At 59.7% G+C, this 25540-nt stretch carries 6 protein-coding genes; 4 read left to right on the forward strand and 2 right to left on the reverse strand.

The window, feature by feature from the left end; all coding sequences use genetic code 11:
- Positions 1-107: 107 nt before the first annotated feature.
- Positions 108-1175: an oxidoreductase gene (locus AC2FAK_RS11755; protein ID WP_095455172.1), complete on the reverse strand. Its 1068-nt coding sequence runs from the start codon at positions 1173-1175 to the stop codon at positions 108-110.
- A gap of 13 nt (positions 1176-1188) precedes the next feature.
- On the reverse strand, positions 1189-1932 hold the full coding sequence (locus AC2FAK_RS11760) for a DeoR/GlpR family DNA-binding transcription regulator (RefSeq protein ID WP_095455173.1): 744 nt from the start codon (positions 1930-1932) through the stop codon (positions 1189-1191).
- Positions 1933-2648: 716 nt separating this feature from the next.
- Between AC2FAK_RS11760 and AC2FAK_RS11765 the strand changes: the two genes are divergently transcribed.
- The 4 genes from AC2FAK_RS11765 (at position 2649) to AC2FAK_RS11780 (ending at position 25537) form a co-directional block, all read left to right on the forward strand.
- Positions 2649-3986 carry a TolC family outer membrane protein gene (locus AC2FAK_RS11765; RefSeq protein ID WP_013096692.1) on the forward strand — a complete coding sequence of 446 codons (1338 nt, stop codon included), beginning with the start codon at positions 2649-2651 and terminating at the stop codon, positions 3984-3986.
- A gap of 121 nt (positions 3987-4107) precedes the next feature.
- Positions 4108-22113, forward strand: a complete 18006-nt coding sequence (locus tag AC2FAK_RS11770) for an Ig-like domain-containing protein (RefSeq protein WP_485453294.1) — start codon at positions 4108-4110, stop codon at positions 22111-22113.
- A gap of 71 nt (positions 22114-22184) precedes the next feature.
- Entirely contained in the window at positions 22185-24365 is a 2181-nt protein-coding gene (locus AC2FAK_RS11775) for a type I secretion system permease/ATPase (RefSeq protein WP_095455175.1), read from the forward strand.
- On the forward strand, positions 24362-25537 hold the full coding sequence (locus AC2FAK_RS11780) for an HlyD family type I secretion periplasmic adaptor subunit (RefSeq protein WP_095455176.1): 1176 nt from the start codon (positions 24362-24364) through the stop codon (positions 25535-25537). Before AC2FAK_RS11775 ends, AC2FAK_RS11780 begins: the two co-directional genes overlap by 4 nt.
- Positions 25538-25540 lie beyond the last annotated feature (3 nt).

The following is a 25540-nucleotide window of genomic DNA, read 5'->3' on the forward strand; positions in this document are numbered from 1 at the left end:
CTGGCGCAGGTGGCGTATGGCGTCCTGAAATCAGGACGCCCGTTCGATGCCACACTGCACGAGAAAAATGCTTGCGTGGCATAACAGTATCTACAAAACCCGTTTTTTTATTGCAGCAGAGCACGCTCTTCAGCTGTTAATGCCAGTCCCTGCGTTGACCCGGTCTCTGACGATTTCACCGCCGCTTCCAGTACCGCCATCACCGCTAATGCCTCGACAGGATGAACCGGATTGGCAATCTTCCCGAGCAGAGCATCGCGCACATTAATGTAATACTGGCGCTGATCGCCTTTCGGCGTGGTAATGGTCTGCGGCGCGCCGTCAGCCCCAAAGAAGACCATACTGTCGCTGTCCTCACCCCAGGTTTCACTTCCCGGAACGATGCCGGTCAGCAACTGGGCTTCCTGCTGATCGATACGGGCCTTCACTACGCTGCCCTTATCCCCATGGACGGTAAAGCGCGCGGTACCCCCGGCGACCAGCATGCTGGCGTGCAAAATAACCTTATGATCAGGGTAGTTTAAGACCACATGCGCCCAGTCGTTCACTTCTGCGCCGTCGCGCAGCGTCGCGATATTCCCCTGCACCGAGTCAGGCAGACCAAAGAGCTGTAGCGTCTGGTCGATCAGGTGCGGCCCCAGGTCAAACCACAGCCCGCTTCCCGGTACGTTTTGTTCTCTCCAGCGCACGCGCACTTCCGGGCGGAAGCGGTCAATGTGCGACTCAAACAGTTTCACCTTGCCGAGGGTGCCCTGTGTGATAACGTCCTTAATGCCCAGGAAATCACTGTCCCAGCGGCGGTTGTGGAACACGGAGAGCAGAAGCTGCTTTTCCTCCGCCAGGGCAATAAGATCGCGCGCTTCCTGCATATCGAGCGTGAAGGGTTTATCCACCACCACGTGTTTTCCGGCGTTCAGGGCCAGCGTGGCCAGCGGAGCATGGGTGGCGTTAGGGGAGGCGATCACCACCAAGTCAATATCCGGGTGCGTAATGGCCTCTTCCGGGGTAGCAACCACCTGCACGTCCGGCAGATCGCGCTTAACTTTCTCCTCATCACGGGAGGAAACCAGCGCCAGCGTAAGCCCGTCCACAGACTGGATGAGCGGGGCATGGAAGGTTTTACCGACAAAACCATACCCGATCAGCGCAATGTTGATTGTCTTCATTTTACTCATGACCTTCTCCACGTTAATGAGCGCAAACCGTGACGGGCACGGTGCTCTGGTCCCCAAGCTCAGGCCAGGGACGATCTAAATACAGTTGATGAATTTCGTCTAACCCGCACACCAGGTACGGCTCACAGCGGTTGACTTTCAGATGGTCTGCGACGATCCAGTGCGTCTGGCTGGCAGCAAGCATCGCCCGTTTGACTTCTGCATCGGCTTCCGTCCCGGCACTCAGACCGAGTGATGAATGAAGGGCGCAGGCGCCAAGGATGGCGATATCCGCCCGATACCGTGAAAGCAGGGAGAGGGTGGCACCGCCAGCAAACAGGCGTTGCTTCTGATCCCATTTCCCGCCGAGCAGGATCAGTTCGATATCCTCCCGGTCGCTAAAAGCGTGGGCGATATCCAGCGAGGTGGTGATCAACGTCAGCGGCCCCTGAAGAAAAGAGGCCACCGCCATGACCGTACTGCCCGCATCCAGAAACAGCGTAGAGCCCGGCGGAATCTGCTGTGCCACCTGTTTTCCCAGCCGCTGCTTGGTCGCCGGCAGGAGCGTATTTCTGCCCTGGCGATTCATGGCCGAAAGATTGAGCGCGATAGCGCCTCCGTGGTTCTTCTGCGCCAGCCCTTGTTTTTCGAGGTCCGTTAGATCGCGGCGAATGGTATCCGCAGAGACCTGCAGCTTTTCTGCCAGCTCAGTGATGCTGGCCTGTCCCTGCTCGCTGATGATGTCGAGCACATATTTTTGACGCGCGGTTTTGTGCATGGCAGCAATCCTGCAAAATGTCGCAATAGTTCGCATAATACAGCATTTTGTCGCAGAGAAAAGGGCAACCGCACATTAGTTCATTTGCGTGATAATTGAGCTGTTATTGATTAAATATAAGTGAACGGTTTCTAAGGGTAATCAATATGTTATAACGATGTTTTATCTGGCCGTTTGGATTTTGTAACCAGTTAGCTTCGCTTTACTGGTTTGTTGGTCTATTAAAAAACTATTTAAACCAACAAAATTCCACAAAAGTGAATTTTAACGGCTTTTTATGCCAATAAATAGGGCGGCGCTACTTAAGTTGACATTTCTTTGAAAATCTTTGTGTCTGACGCGCGTGGAAATTAACGCAAAAATGTACATCCGGGTATTTTTAAATTTCACTTAAATAACAATGACTTTATTAGTTTCATTTGAAAGGTCATTTTTAAGAGTTTGTCCAGAAACCCCATGATTTTTCTTAATTGTAACACCACATTAACATTGTGGGTGTAGTTGCCTATACCACATTTTGTTATGCTGCGAATCAGTTAAGAAGTAAGTAAATTCTTAATTCATATTAGGCTAAGGTCGGCTCTCATCTCCAATGGAAATGGGTATGGGGAGCTATTACCCGAAATTCAGTACGGGGGATTAATAATATTTTTCTGATTATCTATACCTCTTTTTGGGTAAAGGGTTAAACCATTCGCAGACTCAGGGAGATATAAATGATGAGAGAGCGAAATTATAAGTGGGTCCGATTATCCGCAGTGCTGGTGTTAATTTCGGCATGCATTAATACGACCTATGCCAATAGCGGCGCGTTGGGTTTTGCCACGGTGCCGACGACAACATTAAAAGAAAGTATTCTTTTTGCCATCGATCGCGATCCGTCGGTCAGCCAGCAGGCGGCACAATTGGGGATTGGTCAGGCGCAAATAGATGAAGCACGTAGCGGATGGATGCCGCAAATATCGCTGAACGGCAGTACGGGCCATAGCCAAACCACCGATTCCAGCGGTTCACTGAGAAATTCAGCGGCATGGGGATTAAGCCTTACGCAGCTCATTTATGACTTTGGCAAGACGAATAACAGCATCAGCCAGTCTTCAGCGCGACGCGATAGCTATCGCTATCAGCTGATGGAGACGCTCACCGCCGTGGCGGAAAAAACCGCGCTGAGCTACGTGGAGGTCAGACGTTATAGCGATCTGTTGCAGGCGGCTAAAGAGAATGTGCAGGCCCTCAAAAACGTGGAGCAGCTGGCGAAACTGCGCGCGGATGCAGGCGTAAGCTCAACCTCCGATGAGCTGCAGACCCGCACGCGAATCGCCGGTATGCAGGCGACGGTGGAGCAGTACAACGCCGCGCTCAACAGCGCCCGCGCAAGGCTCGCGGTGTTGACGGGCATGCAGGCTGAAGCCTATTCACCGGTCCCTGAGAAGCTTGCCGTAGAGCAGAATGCCGTCAACCAGATCGATTACTCGCTGATACCGGCGGTAATGGCCGCGCAGAATATGGAGCGTTCAGCCCAGTATGGGGTGGAAACCGCAAAATCTCAGCACTGGCCAACGTTAAGCCTGAAAGGAGGCCGCACGCGTTATGAGTCGGATAACCGCGCTTACTGGGATGACCAGATCCAGCTCAATATCGATGCACCGCTGTATCAGGGCGGCGCCGTTTCGGCACGCGTTCGTCAGGCTGAAGGCACCAGGGCGATGGCCTCCTCTCAGGTCGATCAGGCGCGGTTTGATGTGCTGCAAAAAGCCTCCGTCGCGCAGGCAGACTGGACCGGCGCGCGTGGAAGAATGGCCGCCGGAAGCTTACAGCTTGAAAACGCGTTACGTGCCCGCGCGGTCTACAAAAACGAATACACCCTGAGCAAGCGGAGCATTAATGATTTGCTCAGCGTAGAACAGGATGTCTGGCAGGCCACGTCTGCCAAAATAATGGCCGAATATGATGGCTGGAGCGCGGCAATTAATTACGCCTCTGCTGTTGATAATCTCATGACGCTTATTGGAGTAGAAAAAAACGCTGCCGCAAAATTACCCGATTTGAGTTGAAAAAAGCCGCGCCTTTCTGCGCGAAATAAATCTGAAAATAATGGGTGAAATTTCCCAGGGATAGCTACATCCATCTGGTGGACATATCCACAGGAATCCGAGCACCTGCAAGGAGAGAAATATGAGTAACGTAAAAGTTGTAGATGTCATCATTCGCAAGACAGCGGAGAAAACGAAATTAACCGGCGAAGGAAATCTGTCGGTCTCCATTTCCTCTCCGAGCGTGATTGAAATCCAGGGTTCTGCACAGGACGTGGTGCGTTACGTCCGCCAGGGGAAAGACCTTCTCATTTATATGAAAGATGGCAGCGTTATTCGCTGCAATAACTATTTCGTTGAAGATCCTGAAACCCATAACCAGTCTGAACTGGTATTTAACGATAATCAGGAATTAACACATATCTCTTTTGCCGATGCCGGGGAAGCGTCAGGCGCAGCCGTTACTGAATTAACCGCGCAAGCCACACCGATTAGCAGCATTGAACCTTTCCTGACCCAGGAGAGCATATTGAGTGATGCGCCATGGGGCTGGATTGCGGGGGCGGCGTTAGGCGGTGGTGCTATTGGGGCACTGCTGGCTCACGGTGGTGACGGCGAAACAAAAACAAAAGTTATTGATAATACGAAAGAAGTTGAGAGCGCAACGCCAACCTTCATGCTCACCGATCTTGCGGGAGACAAGCAGGGCGTGCTGAGTGCAAATGCGATCACCGACGATAACACGCCAACCTTTAGCGGTACCGGGCAACCGGGCGCGACCATTCAGATCAAAGACAGCAGCGGCAATACGCTTGCCAGCGCGATGGTCAGTAAAGACGGCACCTGGACGGTAAAACTGCCGACCCAGACAGACGGGGAACATACCTGGTCAGTCGTGCAGATCGACGGCAGTAAAACGACCTCCGCAGGCAGCATCACCGTGACCGTTGATACTGCCGTGGCGAGCGTGACGCTGGCAACCACGGCGGGGGATAACGTCATCAACGCCAGCGAGCAGTCCGCAGGCTTTACGCTTTCTGGTGCCAGCAAGAACCTGGCGCAGGGAACACAGCTGACCGTTACGCTGAACGGCAAATCCTATACGGCTGAGGTGGGTGCAAACGGCGCATGGAGCGTGAAGGTGCCTGCGGCGGATGCGCAGGCGCTGGGCGACGGCACCTGGACGGTGAACGTCAGCGGCAAGGACGCGGCGGGCAATACCGTGAACGGCAGTCAGACGATTGGCGTGGATACTGCGGCACCGACCATCGCGGTCGATACTGTCGCGCAGGACAATATTATCAATGCCGCTGAACACCATCAGCCGCTGACGCTGAGCGGGAAAACCACGGCGGAAGCCGGTCAGATTGTCACGGTGACAGTGAACGGTAAAAATCATACCACCACGGTGGGCAGCGACGGTACCTGGTCCGTCACGCTGCCAGCCAGCGAGGTGCAGTCGCTGGCGAATGGTGAACACACCCTGACGGTGAACGTCAGCGATAAAGCCGGGAACGGGTCATCCACCCAGGCTCATTTCACCGTGGATGCTGTCGCCCCGGTCGTGACCATCAATACCGTCGCGGGCGACGATATTCTCAACACCAGTGAGCAGGGCCAGGCGCAGATTATTTCCGGCCAGGCGACCGGAGCCGCAGCAGGCGATGTGGTCACCGTGACCGTTGGCGGCCAGAGCTTTACCGGCGTGGTGCAGGCGAACGGCAGCTGGAGCGTAGGCGTACCGGCGTCAGTCATTGGCGCGCTGGGGGAAGGTAACCACAGCATTGCGGTTTCGGTGACCGATGCGGCGGGCAATACCGGTAACGCCACCCACGGCATTACTCTGAGCGGCAACCCACCGGAATTCACCTTGAATGCCATCAGCCAGGATAACGTGCTGAACGCGCAGGAGGCGATGCAGCCGCTGAGTCTGAGCGGCACCAGCAACCTTCCAGACGGCAGCGTGGTAAACGTCACGCTGAATAACGTGAGCTATCAGGCCACCGTTAATAACGGCATCTGGTCAGTTCAGGTGCCGGTGTCTGACGTTCTGAACCTGGCAAACACCCTGTACACCGTCAGCGTGAGCGGCACCGATGCCGCCGGTAACAGCGGCTCCGCCGAAGCGACGCTGCTGGTGGATACCGTACTGCCGCAGGTGATTATCAATACCTTCGCCGGTGACAACCTGGTCAACAACGCTGAAGTGGCGGTGGATCAAACCCTGAGCGGGCGCGTCACCGGCGCGGCGGCGGGCGACACGGTCTCTGTTTCAGTGGGCGGCAAGAGCTACACCGCTACGGTAGGCAGCGATCTGACCTGGAGCGTGACCATTTCGTCAGCCGATCTGAAGGCCTTTGGCGACGGGGCGTTAACCTTTACCGCTTCTGTCACCAACGCCCACGGCAACACCGGCAGCGGCGAGCGTGATATCAACATCAACGCCGAGCTTCCTGGCCTGCGGGTGAATACCATTTCTGGCGATGATGTGATCAACGCCATCGAGCAGCAGCAGGATCTGACCGTGACCGGCTCCAGTACCCACCTGGCAGCGGGCACGCACGTCACCGTCACCATCAACGGCGTCGAGTATGCCGCCGTGGTCAACGCCAATGGCAGCTGGCAAATCGGCGTCCCGGCGTCCGATCTGCAGGGCTGGACGGCAGGGGATATCACTGTTCACGTCAGCGCGACAGATGCCTGGGGAAATACCGTTTCAGCTGAGCACCCCATCGAGCTGGATCTGAACGCCGTGGCGGTGACCATCGATACCGTCAGCAGCGATGACATGCTGAATGCGGCTGAAAAAGGCGCCGATCTTGTACTGTCGGGCCAGACGCAGGGCGTAGAGGCCGGGCAGACCGTGGTGGTGAAATTCGCCGACCAGACCTTTACCGCGCAGGTGCAGCAGGATGGCTCCTGGAGCCTGACCGTGCCGGCCAGCGCCATGGAGACGCTGATTGACGGACGGGCGCAGGTCAGCGTCAGCGTGACGAACGTCAGCGGCAACAGCGCCGACGCGTCGCGCGTGGTGACCGTGGATATCTTACCGCCGTCCATTACGATCGATAACCTGACCGACGACAACATCATTAATGCGGCCGAAGCGCAGCAGGATCTGATCTTAAGCGGCAGCAGCAATGCTGAGGCGGGACAGACGGTTACCGTTACGCTGAACGGCAAGCACTATCAGACCACGGTCCAGAGTGACGGGACCTGGACAGTGAACGTACCGGCTGCGGATCTCGGCGCGCTGACCGACGGCACCGTCACGGTAACGGCAACCGTGAGTGACGTGGCAGGCAACAGCAGCAGCGCAGACCGCGTTGGGCTGGTGGATGCGACCGTCCCGCAGGTAACCATTAACGATTTTGTCACCGACACCAATACCGTTAACCAGCTCGCACATTCACAGGCGCAGATCCTGAGCGGGTCGGTCACCGGTGCAGCAGCGGGTGACCTGGTGACCATCACCCTGAATAACGTGGAGTACACCACCGTGGTGGATGCGGCGGGGAACTGGAGCCTCGGCCTGCCAGCCTCCGTTGTACAGGGTCTGACAGACGGGACCTGGACCGTTAACGTCTCGGTGACCGATCGCTCCGGTAATACCGGCAGTAGCGCAGTGGACGTAGTGGTCAACACCGTGACGCCGGAAATCGCTATCAAAACCCTGGCGGTGGATGATGTGATCAATGCGACTGAGAAAGGCGAGGATCTGCTGCTTTCCGGGACCAGCAACCAGCCGGAAGGGACGACGATTGCCGTTAGCCTTAACGGCATCACCTACACCGCGACCACCGACGCCAGCGGCAACTGGAGTGTCACCGTGCCTGCCTCTGCGGTCAGCGCGCTGGGCGAGGCACATTACACCGTGACTGCCAGCGTCACCGACAGCGTGGGCAACAGTGCCTCAACCACGCACGATGTGCTGGTGGACAGCTCGCTGCCGGTTGTGATCATCAACGCGCTGGCGGGCGATAACATCGTTAACGCGGCGGAAGTGGCCACGGGGCAGACGTTGACCGGTAAGGTTACTAATGCTGCTTCAGGTGACACTGTCACTATTATTCTCGGCGGCCAGACCTACACCACCACGGTTCAGGACGATCTCACCTGGAGCCTGCCGTTAACCCAGAGCCAGTTAACCGCGCTTGGCAACGGCGAACTGACCGTATCGGCCAGCGTCACCAACGTGCACGGCAACACCGGCTCTTCCTCGCTGGACTTCACCATCGACGCCCAGCTGCCGGGCCTGCGTATTGATACGGTCGCAGGCGATGACGTCATCAATATCATCGAGCACGGTCAGAACCTGATTGTGTCGGGCACCAGCACCGATCTGGCGGCAGGCAGCACCGTTACCGTCACCATTAACGGCAAGGATTATTCCGCCTCGGTACTGGCGGACGGCACCTGGCAGGCGGCCGTGCCTGCGGCGGACGTCTCCCAATGGGCTGACGGTTCACTGACCATCAGCGCCAGCGCGCAGGACACCTCCGGCAACCCGGTCATGATTGGCACCGTCGTTGATGTGGATCTCAGCCCGGTCGCCATCAGCATTAACAGCGTGACCGCTGACAACGTGCTGAACGCGGCGGAAAAAGGTGAAGACCTGGTGCTCAGCGGCACCTCGGCCAACGTTGAGGCGGGACAGACCGTGATCGTTACCCTGGGCGGGAAAACGTATGCGGCGACGGTAGACGCCAACGGCGACTGGACCACCACCGTTCCGGCAGCGGATCTGAGCAGCCTGAAGGACGGCGATGCCAGCGTGCAGGTGAGCGTGACCAACGTTAACGGCAACAGCGCATCGGCGGGGCGCGAGTACAGCGTGGATACCACCGCGCCGACGGTCACCCTCAATACCATCAGCGGTGACAACATCCTGAATGCGGCAGAGGCGGCGCAGGATCTGACCCTCAGCGGTACCTCCACCGCCGAAGCGGGCCAGACGGTGACCGTGGCCTTCAATGGCAACACCTATACCGCGCAGGTGCAGGCAGACGGTAGCTGGACGCTCGACGTCCCGGCGGCAGATCTTGCGGGCATCGCCGACGGTAATGCCACGGTCACGGCATCCGTTTCTGATAAAGCCGGCAACCCGGCGAGCACCGATGCGGCCGTGCTGGTGGATACCACCGTGCCGCAGATCGTGTTTGACGTTGTGGCGGGTGATGACATCCTGAATATCGCCGAACACGGCCAGGCGCTGATCGTCTCAGGTAAGGTCACGGGTGCCCAGGCGGGAGACGTGATTACCGTCACCCTCAACGGCAAAGACTACACCGCCATGCTGGACGCCTCCGGGAACTGGAGCACCGGCATTCCGGCCACGGACGTCGGCGCGCTGGTAAGCGGCGATCAGACCCTCTCGGCAACGCTCACCGATAAAGCGGGCAACAGCACCACCGCCACGCATGATGTTACGGTCTCCCTGACCGCGCCGGTTATCGCCATCAACACCCTTGCGGGCGATGACGTGATTAACGCGATCGAAAAGGGCGACGATCTGCTGCTCTCCGGCACCAGCAATCAGCCGGACGGCACCACCATCACCGTAACCCTGAACGGTATCAGTTATACCGCCACCACCGACGCCAGCGGCAACTGGAGCATGACCGTTCCGGCAGCCAACGTCTCGGCGCTGGGTGAAGCCAGCTACACCGTGACGGCGAGCGTGACCGATACGGCAGGCAACAGCGCGAGCGCAAGCCATAACGTGCTGGTGGACAGCGCGCTGCCAGTTGTCACCATTAATGCGGTTGCCACCGACGACGTCATTAACGCTGCGGAAGTGGCGTCTGGCCAGACGCTGAGCGGGAAAGTGAGCGGTGCCGCGAGCGGTGACACTGTCACGATTTCCATTGGCGGCAACAACTATACGACAACCGTTCAGGACGATTTAAGCTGGTCGGTGAATGTGCCGTCTGACGTGTTAACCGCCATTGGCAACGGGGATCTGACCGTGACGGCCAGCGTCACCAACGGCCACGGCAACACCGGTTATGGCGAGCGTGACATCACCATTGATGCCAACCTGCCGGGCCTGCGTGTGGACACCGTGGCGGGCGACGATGTGATTAACAGCATCGAGCACGGGCAGAACCTGATTATCACCGGTACCAGCGAGGGGCTGAGCGCTGGCTCGGCGTTGACGGTCACCGTCAACGGTAAAACCTACGCGGCCACGGTGCTGGCAGACGGCACCTGGACGGCAGCGATCCCTGCCGCAGATGTCAGCGCGCTGAATGCGGGCACGGTCACCGTGACCGTTGACGGCCAGAGCAGCGCCGGTAACCCGGTGACTATCAGCCATGACGTGACCGTGGATCTGGCGACGGTGGCTATCAGCATTGACGCCATTGCCACCGATGACGTGATCAATGCGGCAGAAAAAGGGGCGGATCTGGTGCTGTCCGGCTCCACCACTAACGTGGAAGAAAACCAGACGGTTTACATCACCTTCGGCGGTAAGTCTTACACCGCCACCGTGGATGCCAGCGGCAACTGGACCGCCACCGTACCATCGGCTGATTTGGGTAGCCTGAAAGATGGCGACGCCAGCGTGCAGGTGAGCGTCACCAACGTCAATGGCAACAGCGCGTCGGCAGGCCGCGAATACAGCGTGGACGCTACCGCGCCGACGGTTTCCATTGAGATTGTCAGCGATAACAACATCATCAACGCGCTTGAAGCGCAGCAGGATCTGGACATCAAGGGTGTGACCAACGCCGAAGCGGGCCAGACCATTACCGTGACCCTGAACGGCGTGGATTACACCACCACCGTACAGGCCAACGGCAGCTGGAGCGTTACCGTGCCGTCTGCGGACCTGAGCAGCATGGTGGACGGCAACTACACCATCAGTGCCGCCGTCTCCGATAAAGCGGGCAACCCGGCCTCTGCGGATCGCGACGTGCTGGTGGATATCACGGTTCCGCAGTTGACCATTAACACCGTGTCCGACGACGACGTGATCAACAGCGCCGAGCATGCGCAGGCCCTGATGGTGACCGGTTCCGTGACCGGCGCCGAAGCGGGCGATGTGGTTACCGTCACCATTAACAACAAATCGTATACCGCCACCGTGGATGCCTCAGGCAACTGGAGCGTGGGGGTACCTGCGGCGGACGTCAGTGCGCTGACCGCGGGCGATTACACCATCACCGCCGCGTTGACTGATAAAGCCGGTAACAGCAATAGCGCGACCCATGACGTGGAGGTGAACCTGACCGCCCCGGTGCTGACCATCGATACCGTGTCCGGTGATGATGTGATCAACAGCACCGAGAAAACGCAGGATCTGACCATTACCGGTACGGCCACCGGCCTGACGGCAGGTGCGGTTGTTACCGTGATGCTCAACGGCAAAGCGTATAGCGCGACGGTGGATGATAACGGTCTCTGGAGCACCACCGTTCCGGCGAGCGAGGTGGGGCAACTGGGTGAAGCGCTTTACAGCGTCACCGCGTCAGCCACGGACAGCGTCGGCAACAGTGCCAGTACCTCGCACACCGTGAACGTGGAATCCGTTCTGCCGGGGGTGATCATCAATACCGTCGCGGGTGACGACGTCATTAACGCGGCAGAGCTGGCAACCGGGCAGACCATCAGCGGTACCGTGGTGAATGCCGAAGCGGGCAATACCGTGACCGTGACGTTGGGAGGCAACACTTACACGGCCACGGTGCAGAGCGATCTCACCTGGTCTGTCAACGTGCCGGAATCGGATCTGACGGCGCTGGGCAACGGCGAACTGACGGTGAGCGCCAGCGTGACCAACAATGTGGGCAACAGCGGCTCCGCTGAGCGCGATATTGCCATCGATGCCAATCTGCCGGGCCTGCGTGTGGACACCGTGGCGGGCGATGATGTGATCAACACCATCGAGCACGGGCAGAACCTGATTATCACCGGCTCCAGCGACGGTCTGACGCCGGGTACGGGGTTAACCGTCACCGTAAACGGCAAAACCTACCCGGCGACGGTGCTGGCCGACGGCTCCTGGAGCGCAGCGGTTCCGGCGGCGGACGTCGGGGCGCTGGCTGCAGGCACGGTCACTGTGACCGTTGAAGGTCAGAGCAGCGCGGGTAACCCGGTCTCCATCAGCCACGATGTCACGGTGGATCTGGCAAGCGTCGCCATCAGCATTGACGCCATTGCCAACGACGACGTGATTAATGCGGCCGAGAAGGGCGCGGATCTGGTGCTCTCCGGCAGCACCTCGAACGTGGAAGCGAACCAGACCGTCACGATTACCTTCGGCGGCAAGAGCTACACTGCCACCGTGGGGACAGACGGTAAATGGACCGCCACCGTGCCAGCGGCGGATCTTGCCGGTCTGAAAGACGGCGACGCCAGCGTGCAGGTGAGCGTTACCAACGTCAATGGCAACAGCGCGTCGGCGGGTCGCGAGTATAGCGTGGACGCCACCGCGCCATCCGTGACCATCAACACCCTTGCAACGGACGACATTCTTAATGCCGCAGAAGCACAGTCTGACCTGATCGTCTCCGGTACCAGTACCGCGGAAGCGGGCCAGACGGTGACCGTGAGCCTGAACGGCAAGGACTACACCGCAACGGTCGGTTCAGACGGTCACTGGACGCTGAACGTCCCGGCGGCGGATTTGGCAGGTTTAGCCGACGGCAGCGTGACCGTTACCGCATCGGTCAGCGACAAGGCGGGTAACCCGGCGTCGGTTGATCACAATCTGACGGTGGACGTGACCGTGCCTCAGGTGACCATCAGCACCATCGCGGGCGATGACGTCATTAACATCGCAGAACACGGACAGGCACAAATCATCAGCGGCATTGCGACCGGCGCGGCGGCGGGCGATAAGGTCACCGTGACGATTGGCGGCCAGAGCTACACCACCGTGCTGGACGCGGCGGGCAACTGGAGCGTGGGGGTCCCGGCCAGCGTCATTTCCGGCCTCAGCGACGGCAGCGTGACCGTGACTGCGTCAGTCACTGACGCGGCGGGCAATACCGGCACCGGCACCCATAGTGTGACCGTCGATACCGGTCTGCCTTCGGTTAATTTCAACGCCATCAGCGATGACAACGTCCTGAACGCGGTGGAGAAAGGCCAGGATCTGAACGTCAGCGGCACCAGCGCCAACCTGGCAGAAGGCACCGTGGTGACCGTGACCCTGAACGGTAAAAACTACACGGCCACCACGGCGGCAGACGGTACCTGGAGCCTGACGGTTCCGGCCGCCGACCTGGCGGGTCTGGGTCAGGCGAACTACACCCTGAACGCGACCGCCACCAACGGCGTGGGCAACAGCGTGAGCAACAGTGCGAACCTGCTGGTCGACACCGCACTGCCGACCGTCACCATCAACACCGTGGCGGGCGACAACGTGATTAACGCGGCGGAAGTGGCGGCAGGCCAGACCATCAGCGGCACCGTGGCGAATGCCGAAGCGGGCAACACCGTAACCGTGACGATTGGTGGCAACAGCTACACCGCGACGGTGCAGAGCGATCTGAGCTGGTCCGTAAGCGTGCCGTCCGACGTTCTGACCGCGCTCGGCAACGGCAGTCTGAGCGTGAGCGCGACCGTCACCAACAGCCACGGCAACACCGGTACGGGCGAACGTGACATCACCATCGACGCTAACCTGCCGGGCCTGCGTGTGAACACCGTGGCGGGCGATGATGTGATCAACACCATTGAGCACAACCAGAATCTGATTATCACCGGCTCCAGCGACGGGCTGACCCCAGGCACCGCACTGACCGTGACCGTCAACGGGAAAGACTATTCTGCAACGGTGCTGGCGGACGGCACCTGGAGCGCGGCGGTCCCGGCGGCGGACGTGAGCACGTGGCCGGAAGGCACCGTGAAGATCAGCGTCACCGGCGACAGCACGGCGGGTAACCCAATTACCATCAGCCATGATGTCACCGTGGATCTGGCAACGGTGGCCATCAGCATCAATGCCATTGCCTCCGACGACGTGATTAACGCGGCGGAGAAGGGCCTGGATCTGGTGCTCTCTGGCGCCACCACCAACGTGGAAGCCGGGCAGACCGTCACCCTGAGCATGGGCGGTAAAATCTATACTGCGCAGGTCGATGCCGATGGCAACTGGACCGCTACCGTGCCAGCGGCGGATCTTGCTGGTCTGAAAGACGGCGACGCCAGCGTGCAGGTGAGCGTCACCAACGTCAATGGCAACAGCGCGTCCGCAGGTCGCGAGTACAGCGTGGACGCCACCGCGCCGTCCGTGACCATCAACACCCTTGCGACGGACGACATTCTTAATGCCGCAGAAGCACAGGCCGACCTGACCGTCTCCGGTACCAGCACCGCGGAAGCGGGCCAGACGGTGACCGTGAGCCTGAACGGCAAGGACTACACCGCAACGGTCGGTTCAGACGGTAACTGGATGCTGAACGTCCCGGCAGCGGATCTGGCGGCGCTCAGCGACGGCAGCGTGACCGTCACCGCATCGGTCAGCGACAAGGCGGGTAACCCGGCGTCGGTTGATCACAATCTGACGGTGGACGTGACCGTGCCTGAGGTGACCATCAGCACCATCGCGGGCGATGACGTCATTAACATCGCAGAACACGGCCAGGCACAAATCATCAGCGGCATTGCCACCGGCGCGGCGGCGGGTGATAAGGTCACCGTGACGATTGGCGGCCAGAGCTACACCACCGTGCTGGACGCGGCGGGCAACTGGAGCGTGGGGGTCCCGGCCAGCGTCATTTCCGGTCTCAGCGACGGCAGCGTGACCGTGACTGCGTCAGTCACTGACGCGGCGGGCAATACCGGCACCGGCACCCATAGTGTGACCGTCGATACCGGTCTGCCTTCGGTTAATTTCAACACTATCAGCGATGACAACATCCTGAATGCGGTGGAGAAAGGCCAGGATCTGAACGTCAGCGGCACCAGCGCCAACCTGGCAGAAGGCACCGTGGTGACTGTTTCCCTGAACGGTAAAAACTACACGGCCACCACGGCGGCAGACGGTACCTGGAGCCTGACGGTTCCGGCCGCCGACCTGGCGGGGCTGGGACAGGCGAACTACACCCTGAACGCGACCGCCACCAACGGCGTGGGCAACAGCGTGAGCAATACGGCGAACCTGCTGGTCGACACCGCACTGCCGACCGTCACCATTAATACCGTGGCGGGCGACAACGTGATTAACGCGGCGGAAGTGGCGGCGGGCCAGACCATCAGCGGCAGCGTGGCGAATGCCGAAGCGGGCAACACCGTAACCGTGACGATTGGCGGCAACAGCTACACCGCGACGGTGCAGAGCGATCTGAGCTGGTCCGTAAGCGTGCCGGAGTCGGTCCTGACCGCGCTGGGCAACGGCGATTTAACGGTATCAGCGACCGTCACCAACGGCCACGGCAACACCGGTACGGGCGAACGCGATATCACCATCGACGCCAACCTGCCGGGTCTGCGTGTGGACACCGTGGCGGGCGACGATGTGATCAATAGCATCGAACATGGTCAGAACCTGATCGTCACCGGCTCCAGCGACGGGCTGGCGGCGGGCACAACGCTCACCGTGACCCTGAATGGCAAAACCTATGCGGCTTCCGTGCTGGCAGATGGTACGTGGAGCGCGGCGATCCCGGCCGCAGACGTCGGGGCGCTGGCTGCTGGTACGGTCACCGTCACCGTTGCAGGCCAGAGCGCAGCAGGCAACCCGGTGACCATCAGCCATGACGTCACGGTCGATCTGACCGCGGTCGCCATCAGCATTGACACCATCGCCACCGACGACGTGATTAACGCGGCGGAGAAAGGTGCGGATCTGGTGCTCTCCGGTAGCACCAGCAATGTGGAAGAAAACCAGACCGTTACCGTCACCTTTGGCGGCAAGTCTTATACCGCCACCGTCGATGCCGACGGCAACTGGACCGCCACCGTGCCGTCCGCGGATCTCGCGGGCCTGAAAGACGGCGATGCCAGCGTGCAGGTGAGCGTCACCAACGCGCACGGCAACAGTGCGTCCGCAGGGCGTGAGTACAGCGTAGATGCCACCGCGCCAGGCGTCACCATTGATACGGTTGCTGGCGATAACGTCATAAACGGCAGCGAAGCATCCGCTGGTGTGACTGTCTCCGGCACGACCACGGCAGAAGCCGGGCAGACGGTTACCGTGACGCTGGGCGGCAACAGCTATACCGCCCAGGTACAACCGGATGGCACCTGGAGCGTCAACGTACCTTCCGCCGATCTGTCCGCACTGGCTGATAATGGCTATACGGTGCAGGTGAGCGTCAGCGATACGGCGGGTAACCCGGGCAGCGCGAACAAAGCGATTACGCTGGATACCACACCGCCGACCGTCAGCTTTAACGTGGTGGCGGGCGATGATGTCATCAACAGCGTGGAACATGCGCAGGCGCAGATCGTCAGCGGCACGTCCACCGGCGCGAACGTAGGCGATAAGGTCGTCATCACCTTGGGTTCAAACCAGTACACCACCACCGTTGATGCCAGCGGTAACTGGAGCGTGGGCGTACCGGCGAGCGTGATTTCTGCGCTCAATGACGGCACCGTGACCCTCAGCGCAACCATCACCGACAGCGCGGGCAACAGCAGCACCCAGACCCACGACGTGGTGGTCAATACTGCCTCCGTGGCGCTGACGGTTAATACCCTCAGCGGCGATGACGTGATCAACGCAGCAGAAGCCACTACGTCTCTGGTGATTAACGGCTCCAGTGCTCAGTTTGCCAGCGGCACGGTGGTGACCGTGACCCTGAACGGCAAGAGCTATACGGCCACCATTCAGAGCGACGGCAGCTGGAGCACCACCGTACCGGCAGCCGATGTGGGTGCGCTGGCCGATGGCGCAAACTATCAGGTAGCGGTTTCGGCGCAGGACAGCGCGGGCAACAGCGCTTCGGCAACGCACAGCATCAGCGTGGACACCACTGCGCCGGTGGTGAGCATTGCAACGCTGTCGGGCGATGACGTGCTGAACGCAGCGGAAGCGCAGCAGCCGCTGACCGTGCACGGCTCCTCCAGTGCAGAGGCGGGCCAGACCGTCACCGTGACCCTGGGCGGCAAAACCTACACTGCCACCGTGGCGAATGACGGCACCTGGACGCTGGATGTTCCGGCCACTGACCTGGCTGCACTCAGCCAGGGCGCGCTGACGGTGACCGCGTCGGTCAATGACAAAGCCGGTAATCACGGCCAGACCACGCACACCTTAACGGTGGACACCGTCGCGCCGGCCGTCACCATCAGCACCGTGGCCGATGACGATATTGTCAACAACGCCGAGCAGCTGGCCGGCCAGACCATCCGCGGCACCACTACGGCGGAACAGGGCCAGACAGTGACCGTCTCCTTTAACGGCCACAGCTATCAGGCGACCGTCGCGGCAGACGGTACGTGGTCGGTCTTCGTACCGGGCCGAGATTTCCTTGGCCTGAGCGACGGGGATTACACCCTTACCGCCTCGGTGAGCGATAAGGCGGGCAACCCGGGCAGCGCCACGCACGACGTGACGCTGAACGGCGAAGTACCGACGATCGTTATTAACACCTTTGCCCAGGACGACATCGTCAGCGCCGCCGAACACGGTACGCCGCTGGTGATCAGCGGTACTACCGACGCGCCAGCGGGCCAGACGGTGACGGTGACCCTGAACGGCAAGTCCTATACGACGACCGTGCAGAATGACGGCAGCTGGAGCTATACGCTCGGCAGCGCAGATGTTTCCGCGCTGGCAGACGGCGGCGCGTATGTCATTAACGCGCAGGTGAGCAACACCATCGGCAACAGCGCCAGCGACAACCACACCGTTACCGTGGATCTGACTGCGCCGTCGATGGGGATCAGCATTGATTCCCTGCAAAACGACACCGGTCTGAGCGCGAGTGATTTCATCACCAACGACAGCCAGATTATCCTCAACGGTTCCCTGACCGCGCAGCTCGGCAACAACGAGAAGGCGCAGATCAGCCTGGACGGCGGGGCCACGTGGAGTGATCTGAGCGTCACCGGCACGACCTGGCGCTACACCGATAGCCGCACTCTGACGGACGATACGTACCAGTACCAGGTGCGGGTGATCGATAACGCGGGCAACGTGGGGGCAACGGACAGCCAGGACGTAGTGATTGATCTGACCGCGCCTGTGGCAACGAGCATTACGGTTGACTCCATCTCCCAGGATACCGGTCTGTCCGACAGCGACTTTATTACCAGCGATACGCAGATCAGCCTGAAAGGGACGCTGGGCGCGGCGCTGGGCAGCGGTGACCACGTCCAGATCAGCCTCGACGGCGGCCAGAACTGGACCGATGTTAGCGTCAGCGGTTTGAGCTGGACCTATGTGGATGGCCGTACGCTGGCCGACGGGGATTACAACTACCAGCTGCGCGTCATTGATGATGCGGGGAATATCAGCGCTACCGTAAGCCAGGTAGTGACCATCGATACCGTTGTGCCGGACGCCAGCAAAACGATCGCCATCGACAGCATCAGCGATGACACCGGCCTGAGCAACAGCGACTTTATCACCAGCGATACCTCGCTGACGCTGCACGGCTCGCTCGGCGCGACGCTGGCCGACGGGGAATATGCCCAGATCAGTATTGACGGCGGCGTGACCTGGCAGAACGTGATTGTCACTGGCAACAACTGGTACTACGTGGATGGCCGCACGCTGGCTAACCAGACCTACGACTACTACGTTCGCGTGGTGGATGCCGCAGGTAACGTGGGTGCCAGCACCCATCAGCAGGTCACCGTTGACACGGTGGCCCCGGATGCGGCGATCACGGTGAGCGTGGATAACATCACCGTGGATACCGGCTTCGACAATAACGACTTCCTGACCAGCTCGACATCCTACACCCTGCACGGCACGCTCGATGCTGAACTGGGGGCGGGTGAGTACGTTCAGGTGAGCATGGATGGCGGCACCACCTGGGTCTACGCCACCGTGAGCGGCACGCAGTGGAGCTATAACGACACGCGCACGCTGACCGACGATAGCTACAGTTACCAGGTACGTGTTGTCGACCAGGCGGGGAACGTCGGGGCTACCACGTCGCAGGTGGTAACGGTGGATACGCAGGCGCCGCAGTACGGCGTCACTATCGACAGCATCAGCGACGATACCGGACAGTCCGGCAGTGATTTCATCACCATGGACACCACGCTGACCATTAACGGTTCGCTCGGTAGCGCGCTGGCAGACGACGAGCGCGTGCAGATCAGCCTCGACGGCGGGAATACGTGGGTTGACACCACGGTCACCAACCAGCGCTGGAGCTACACCGATACCCGCGATCTGGATGACGGGAACTACACCTACCAGGTGCGGATTATCGACCAGGCGGGTAACGTTGGCTCCACCGCGTCGCAGGTGGTGACGGTCGATACTACGCCGCCAACCACCGTGGGTACCGTGGTGAGCTACACCGACGGTGAAGGCGAGCGTCAGGGCACGTACGGTACGTCGGTGGCGACGGATGATACCTCACCGCTGATCAACGGCACGCTGAACCGCGCCCCGGACGACGGCGAAATTGTGCAGCTCTATCGCGACGGCATTCTGCTTGGTCAGGTAACCATGAACGGCAGCGCCAGCTGGTCCTTCCAGGACAACGGCCTGAGCGATGGCAACCACACCTACATTGTGCGCGTCACCGACAAAGCCGGTAACTACACGGAATCGGACGGGTTTGTGCTGAATGTCGATACCAGCGTGCCGACCACCACGGCGGCAATTACCGCCCAGACCACCTCCGATACCACGCCGATTGTCAGCGGTACGGTATCCGCAGACCTGGTGAACGGTGAATACCTGGTGGTGACGGTGAACGGGAAAACCTACACCTCCCAGACCGGCGGTGCGGTCGTGGTCGATCCGGATCACAACACCTGGTATCTGCAGATCCCGGACAGCGATGCGCTGGGCGTGGCGAGCTATAACGTCACCGCTCAGGTGAAGAGCAGCGCGGGCAACGGTAATACCACCGGTATTGCCAACGGCAGCCTGGTGATTGATACCACCACCGTGAATACCGACTGGGCGACCACGGCGGGTAACCTGAATAACTCGACCATGACCGTCGGCACGAACAGCAGCGGCCTGTGGAATATCATTGCTAACGGCCAGTCTTACTCCAGCAGCGATAGCTCGACCTATGCCGGCAATACGCTGAGCAACACCCGTGGCTATTACGTGGTGAGCCAGACCGCCGCCGACTTTGACCGTAACGGCACGCAGGATATCTTTGCGACGGAGAACACCTACGCGGGTTCTACGCAGGTGATGTGGACCTACGATGGCAGCACCTATAACGCCAGCCAGCTGGCGATGGGAACCACCATCTGGTACGGCGGCGTGGTGGCGTACGACAAAAACGGGGATGGTTACCTGGATCTGGCGTACGGCGATGCGGGTATGGACTCATTGACCTATCTGGTGAACAACAACGGCGTCCTGTCGCCGGATGGCACCGGCGGTGAAGGTGGGTTCTACGGTCAGTTTGACTCCGGACGTGAAATCTCCGGTGTCGACCTGAACAACGACGGCACCGTAGACATTGTGCAGCACACCAACCGCAGCGGCGCGTACTCGTTAACGGTGATTAATAACAACGGCAACGGTACGCTCTCCATCGGCCAGAACCTGACCAACGTGTTTGTGGTTAACGCGGCGAATACCACCACGGCAGCCTCCATGACGTGGGCGGACTTCAACGGCGATGGCTACATGGATCTGTACTTGGGCAGCAGCTACAACAACACCGGCGGGGTGATCTACTACAACAACGGTGCAGGACAGCTGTCCACGACCAAGAGCGCGGTAGAAGCCTCTAACGCCACGGCGGGGTATCTGTCGGTGGCGGTGGACTGGAACGGTGACGGGCAGATGGACATCATCAAGCTCAGCACCTACGGCGCGTCACAAACCGCGACCCTGTTCACCAACAACGGTTACGGTTCCACCTGGACCTCGAGCCAGCTGGCGTCTGGGCTTGCCAACGTCACCGGCGTGGCTGCGGTGGATTACAACTGGGACGGCGCACAGGATCTGCTGGTGTCGCAGCAAAACGGCAAAGTGGTGCTGGTGCAAAACAGCAAAACCATTGCCGACGGCACCGCGATGCACCTGCACATTGTCGACAGTGAGGGTATCAACGCTTACTACGGCAACACGGTCAATCTGTATAACGCCGCGGGTGTGCTGGTGGCCTCGCAGATCATCAACGCCCAGTCCGGTATCGGCTCGAACGATACCTCTGCGCTGGTGAGTTTCTACGGGCTGGATCCGAATGAGACCTACTCGGCTGAGATCGTCAAGATCACTAACGGCGTGTCGGATAACGTCACCTGGAGCGGCCTGGAGGCGGGCAACGGTAAGGAGGGCTACGTGCTCACTGCCGAAGCGGCCACCGGCGGCCACAGCGGAACGATTACCGGCACCGGGTATAACGACACCTTTATTGCAGAGGATGGCACCTATACCTATAACGGTTCCGGCGGCTGGAATACCCATTCCGACTATGACACCTGGAGCAACACCGGTGGGATGGACGTGGTGGATTACCGTAACGCAACGTCCGGCATTACCGTTGATTTACGCCTCTCCACGGCGCAGGACACCGGGTTTGGCACCACGCGGTTGTTGAACATTGAAGGGATCAACGGCTCGGACTTCGACGATGTCATTACCGGCAACAGCGGTGATAACCAGTTCGAAGGCCGGGGCGGAAACGACACCTTCAATATCGGCAGCGGCGGCCACGACACGTTGCTCTATAAGCTCATCAACGCGTCGGATGCCACGGGTGGTAACGGTCACGATGTGGTGAACGGCTTTACCGTCGGCACCTGGGAAGGCACGGCGGATACGGACCGTATCGACCTGCGCGATCTGCTCTCCGACAGCGGTTATACCGGCACGGGTTCGGCGAGCTATGTGAACGGGGTGGCAACGCTGGACAGCAGCGCGGGGAACATCACCGATTACATCCGCGTGGTGCAAAACGGCAGCAATACCGAAATCCAGGTTGACCTCGACGGTACGGGCGGTCAGTTCTCGCCTACCACGCTGGTGACCCTGAACGGCGTCCAGACGGATCTGGCGACGCTGCTGGCCAATCATCAACTGTTAATTGCGTAAAACCCTGCCGCGGGGAGCGATCCCCGCGGCCTTTTGCGTTTCTTTAGACGACTTGCGTTAACCCGGAGATTATGAAGACACATCCACAGTACGAACCTTGGTTGCAGGGCATGCTCATCATCGCGAAGCACTATCGGCTGGATTTTTCGGCGGAGCATGTTCGGGTCACGATTAACCATGAAAGCCAGTCCCCGCGCCAGCTGGTGCTGGAGGAGATGGCGCGCCAGCTTGGGCTTGGGATGCGTAAGGTGGAAGCAGACGCCGTCTCCCTCGACCCGTGGCGTTTACCGCTGCTGGCGGAGTTCACTGGCGGACAGATCGCGGTTATTAACCGCATGGACAACGACGGCAACGTCAGCCTGCAGTTCAGCGGCGATGGCGGGCTGGAGACAACATTAACGCGGGAAGCGCTCGGCGCACGGCTGAAAACGCTGCTGGTGTTGCGCCCGCTCGAATCCACGCCGGATGCCCGCGTGGATGATTACATCAAACCCTATGAGAAAAACTGGTTCTGGCAGCTGGCGCTGAAAGACTGGCGACGCTACAGCGACATCATGCTGGTGGCGCTGGTCGCGAACGTGCTGGCGCTCTCCGGCATGGTCTTCTCCATGCAGGTGTACGACAGGGTGGTGCCCTCGCAGTCTGAAGCCACGCTGTGGGTGCTGTTTGGCGGCGTCATGCTCGCCATCGTGTTCGAATTCATTATGCGTATGCTGCGCGTGCATATTTCGGATGTGGTAGGTAAGCGGGCGGATCTGCGGATCTCCGAGCGGGTGTTTGCTCACGCGCTGCGGATCAAAAACGGCGCCCGCTCTAAATCGACCGGGTCGTTTATCGCCCAGATCCGCGAGCTGGAGTCGGTGCGCGAGCTGATTACCTCCACCACCATTGCGGCGATTTCCGATCTGCCGTTCTTCCTGCTGTTTGTGTTCATTCTGTGGATGATTGGCGGTCCGCTGGTGCTGGTGGTTCTGCTTGCCGTGCCGCTGCTGCTGATCCCGGGCCTGCTGGTACAGCGCCCGCTGGGAAAACTCTCCAGCGAAGGGATGCGCGAATCCGCCATTCGTAACGCCACCCTGGTGGAGGCGGTACAGGGCATTGAGGACATCAAGCTGATGCGCGCCGAACAGCGTTTTCAGAATCAGTGGAACAACACCAACGATGTGGCGGCCACCGTCGGAATGAAACAGCGCTGGCTGACCGGGCTGCTCCTGACCTGGACGCAGGAGGTACAGTCCATAGTTTACGCGGTAGTGTTGCTGGTGGGGTGCTATCTGGTCATCAGCGGTGACATGACCACCGGTGCGCTGGTGGGGACCTCGATTCTGGCCTCGCGCACCATCGCGCCGCTCTCACAGATTTCGGGCGTGCTGTCCCGCTGGCAGTCGGCGAAGGTGGCGAGAAAGGGTCTGGACGACCTGATGCAGCGCCCGATTGACGATCCTCAGCAGGGTAAAAAGGTGCATAAAGCCCATCTGCGCGGGAACTATACCCTCGACGACGTGGGATTCTGGTACGACGACGAGGAAAAACTGACCGTGCTGCACATCAGCAAATTGCAGATCCGCGCCGGCGAACGGGTGGCGGTGCTGGGGCGCAACGGTTCCGGCAAAAGTACCTTGCTGCAGCTTCTGGCCGGGATGCAGGAACCGCAGCAGGGAAGCATTCTGCTGGATGATATTGCCTTAAATCATCTCGACACCGCCGATGTGCGCCGGGATATGCAGCTGCTCAGCCAGCAGGCGCGGCTGTTCTTTGGCTCTGTGCGCGACAATATTGTGATGGGCAACCCGCTTGCTACCGACGAGGAGATCCATCAGGCGCTGGTTAACAGCGGTGCGCTGGAGTTCGTGCGTAAGCAGAAAATGGGGCTGAACTACCTCATCAATGAAGGGGGGGCCGGGTTATCCGGCGGCCAGCGACAGGCGCTGTTGCTGGCGCGCGCCCTGATCACGTCGCCCAATATTCTTCTGCTGGACGAGCCTACCGCTTGGCTGGATGAGATGAGCGAAAAGCAGTTCATTCAGCACTTACAGCAATGGCTGGGCAAGCGCCGTACGCTGGTGGTGGCAACACACCGGCTGCCGATTCTGGATCTGGTTGACCGCATCATCGTGCTGGAAAACGGCAAGGTGGTGATGGATGGCCCGCGCGACGCGATCCTGCGTCAGCACGGTATGGCGCCGCAAAAGGGAGCGCAGCGTACCGTGACCATGAAACCGGCGGCCGTGGCCGAGGAGGGAATGGCATGAATGATCTATCCCGCTATAACAGCCGCCTGAAAGAGCCGCGTCTGCCGCGCTCAACATGGGTGGCCTGGTCGCTGTTCGCGCTGCTTGCGGCGTTTATCGCCTGGGCGAGTCTGTTCCAGCTTGATGAAGTCACCACCGGCAACGGCAAAGTGATCCCGTCTTCTCACGAGCAGGTCATTCAGTCGCTGGAAGGGGGCATTATCCATAGCCTGCTGGTACGCGAAGGTGACATCGTCGAGCGTGGGCAGCAGCTGGCTCAGCTTGACCGCACCAAAACAGAATCCAGCGTGCTGGAGAGTGAGTCTCGTCTGAATGCCGCGCTGGCCACGGCTGCGCGCCTGAAAGCGGAAGTGAACGACACGGAACTGACGTTTCCGCAAGAGCTGGATGACGACGTTGAACTGGTCAAACAGGAAACGGCGCTCTTCCAGTCCCGTCGCGAAAGCCTGGAAAAAGGGCTGGCCGGTTTGCGTCAGGGGGCTGAACTGGTCCAGCGCGAGCTGTCGTTAACCCGTCCGCTGGTTACTCAGGGGGCGGCGAGCAAGGTGGAGGTGTTACGTCTGGAGCGGCAAAAAAACGAGCTTGAGAACAAAATCACCGAAATGAAAAACCAGTATTACGTGCGCGCCCGTGAAGAGCTGGCGAAAGCGAATGCGGAGATCGAAGCCCAGCGCTCGGTCATGAAAGGGCGCGAGGATTCCCTGACCCGTTTGACCTTCAACGCGCCGGTGCGCGGGATTGTGAAGGACATCGACGTCACCACCGTCGGCGGCGTTATCCCGCCCAATGGGAAACTGATGAGCCTGGTGCCTCTTGACGATCAGATGGTGGTTGAAGCGAAAATTTCACCGCGTGATGTGGCGTTTATCCACCCCGGACAGAAAGCGCTGGTGAAAATCACCGCCTATGACTACTCGATTTATGGTGGACTGACGGGTGAGGTGACCATGATTTCACCCGATACCCTTCAGGATGAGGTCAAAAGAGACGTGTACTACTACCGCGTCTATATCCGTACTGACAGTAACCACCTGACCAATAAACAGGGCAAGGAATTTCCGGTGTTTCCGGGGATGATTGCGACGGTGGATATTAAAACGGGCAGTAAATCCATTCTGGATTATCTGCTGAAACCGCTGAACAAGGCGAAAGAGGCGTTGCGGGAACGCTGACGA

Source organism: Enterobacter cloacae complex sp. 394F7, assembly GCF_057320385.1.